Origin of the sequence: Stenotrophomonas sp. HMWF003 (assembly GCF_003061285.1) — a bacterium.
GTDB classification, from domain to species: domain Bacteria; phylum Pseudomonadota; class Gammaproteobacteria; order Xanthomonadales; family Xanthomonadaceae; genus Stenotrophomonas; species Stenotrophomonas maltophilia_AP.
The window spans coordinates 1-2,322 of the sequence record NZ_QAIW01000114.1 but is presented as its reverse complement, the minus strand read 5'-3'; the positions used below and the strand labels follow the sequence as shown (position 1 = coordinate 2,322).

Here is a 2,322-nt window from a genome sequence, read left to right as displayed (position 1 = left end):
CACCCGGCGCGCGCCGCCGACGGCCGCTTCTATCAGTACTCCAGCCGCCACGGCCTGCGCGAACTGCCGCTACCGGGCATCGTGATTCCCAACGCGGTCAGCTTCAGCCTGGATGGCCGCACGCTGTACTGGTGCGACTCGGTAACCCCCCGGATCATGGCCTGCGATTACGATCCGGAGCGCGCCCGCACCACCAACGTGCGCGTGTTCGCCACGCTGGCCAACCGCGCCGCCGAGCCCGACGGGTCGGCGGTGGACGCCGACGGGCGGGTCTGGAACGCGCAATGGCGCGCCGGCCAGGTGAGCTGCTATGGCGCCGACGGCGCACTGCTGCAGGTGCAGCCGGTGCCGGTGAAGAACCCCACCTGTGTTGCCTTCGGTGGGCCCGACCTGCGCACGTTGTACGTGATCAGTTCGCGGCTGGACCACACGCCCGAACAGTTGGCGGCCAGCCCGCAGGCCGGCAGCCTGTTCAGCGCGCCCCAGGCGCATCCCGGCCTTCCGGAGAGCCGGGTCCGCCTGGACTGACCGGCTGCGGTGCTGCGTAGAACCCGCAACGCCTTGCTGCACAAGGGCTGCGCGTGCCCGCCCGGGCATCAGGGCGGGCCGACTGCGTACGCCACGCCAGCATTCGGCCACAACCTGTTCTAGAATTACGCGGCTTAACGCCGGATTTCCCCATGCCTTTCGTTGTCACCGAAAACTGCATCAAGTGCAAACACACCGATTGCGTGGAAGTGTGCCCCGTGGATTGCTTCCATGAAGGCCCGAACTTCCTGGTGATCGACCCGGACGAGTGCATCGACTGCACCCTGTGCGAACCGGAATGCCCGGTCAACGCCATTTTCCCCGAAGACGACGTGCCCGCCGGGCAGGAAGTGTTCGTGGGCCTCAATGCCGAGCTGGCCAAGGCCTGGCCGGTGCTGACCGTGCGCAAGGACCCACCCGCCGACGCCGGCGAATGGGACGGCAAGCCGGACAAGCTGCCGCTGCTGGAACGCTGAGCCGCTATCGCGGTGGCAACGAAAAAGGGCGCCATGGGCGCCCTTTTTCGTATCTCTGGCAGATGGCGGGTCGTGCCGGCCGCTGGCCGGCTGCTCGCGGGCCCAACGCACGTAGTGCCGGCCGCTGGCCGGCTGCTCCCGGGCCCGACGCACTCAGCGTCGGACCCGACCGGACCTACCGCTTGTCTTCCTTACTGAGCCAGCTTCGCCTTCAGCTCGCCCAGCAGCTTGGTCGGGGCGGCGCCGGTGGCCGGCAGACCGCGCGGGTCGACCGCCGACACGTAGGCGCCGGCTTCCACGCCGACCACACGCACCAGGAAGTCGCTGCCTTCGTAGGCCACGTCATAGGAACCCAGCAGCTGTGCCTTGCTGGCGATCTTCACGCCGGCCACCGATTCCAGCGCGGTGCCGACCTTGCCGAACACCTCGTCCTTGCTGCCCGGCACGGTGAAACCGGCCGCGTTGGTCGGGGCCTGGGTGGACGCTGCCGCCGGCGCCGGCCTGGCAGCCTGCGAGGCCAGCACCGGCACCTGGGCGGCCGGGCTGCCGCCCGGGGCGTTCAGGTCCGGCGGCACTTCCAGCGGACGCACTTCCGGCGCCAGCGCATAGTCGCCCTTGGCACCGCGCTTGAAGCAACCAGTGGTACCCACGAGGGTGGCAGTGGCCAGGATCGCGAAGGACAGCACGCGGATGGCGGAAACGGATTGACGCATGGGAATCTCCTGGGTGACCACGGGTGGTCAGTGGTTGGATAGTGCTTCCAGCGCACCGATGTCGGTGGCCAGGTGTTCGGCAGCGGCATGGTGCGCCGCAGACAGGGACAGCAGCGGCAGGCGAAGCCCGTGGCCGATGCCGATCCGGCGCAGCAGGTCCTTCACCGGGATCGGATTGGACTCCACGCCGCAGAATTCATGGAACGGCTCCAGGCGGGCATCCCACGCCTCGGTCGCCTCGCGCTCGCCGGCCGCGGCCAGGTCGCACATGCGGCGGTATGCCCCCGGCAGGGCATTGGAGCCCACCGAGATCAAGCCATCGACCCCGGAGAGGATCGAGCGCGCCGCGGTGCCATCATCGCCACTGAGCACGGCAAAATCGGCCGAACGCAGCGCCAGCAGGGCCTGCACGCGGCCCACATCGCCCACCGCTTCCTTGATGCCCACGATGTTCGGGTGCGCGGCCAGCACGGCCACGGTCTCGGGCAGCATGTCGCAGCCGGTGCGCCCGGGCACGTTGTACAGGATCACCGGCAGCCCGCCCTGGTCGGCGACGGCGCGGTAGTGGGCGATGAGCCCTTCCTGGGTGGGGCGCACATAGGGTG

4 protein-coding genes are annotated in these 2,322 nt (G+C 69.3%); 2 read left to right on the top strand and 2 right to left on the bottom strand.

The genetic code is table 11. From position 1 onward, the window contains the following. Both DBR34_RS04505 and fdxA read left to right on the top strand, forming a co-directional pair. Window positions 1-528 (top strand): SMP-30/gluconolactonase/LRE family protein (locus DBR34_RS04505; protein WP_258223662.1); only part of this gene is annotated, 528 nt, incomplete at its 5' end. A 152-nt stretch (window positions 529-680) separates the two neighbouring features. After that, window positions 681-1,004: a ferredoxin FdxA gene (gene fdxA, locus DBR34_RS04500; RefSeq protein WP_108764771.1), complete on the top strand. Its 324-nt coding sequence runs from the start codon at window positions 681-683 to the stop codon at window positions 1,002-1,004. Window positions 1,005-1,195: 191 nt separating this feature from the next. Here the strand turns inward: fdxA and DBR34_RS04495 are convergent, their stop codons facing one another. Both DBR34_RS04495 and DBR34_RS04490 read right to left on the bottom strand, forming a co-directional pair. After that, complete coding sequence (locus DBR34_RS04495) at window positions 1,196-1,717, bottom strand: hypothetical protein (RefSeq protein WP_128095885.1); 522 nt, start codon at window positions 1,715-1,717, stop codon at window positions 1,196-1,198. A 27-nt stretch (window positions 1,718-1,744) separates the two neighbouring features. Next, window positions 1,745-2,322: dihydrodipicolinate synthase family protein (locus DBR34_RS04490; protein ID WP_181393898.1), on the bottom strand; the 578-nt coding region annotated here is incomplete at its 5' end.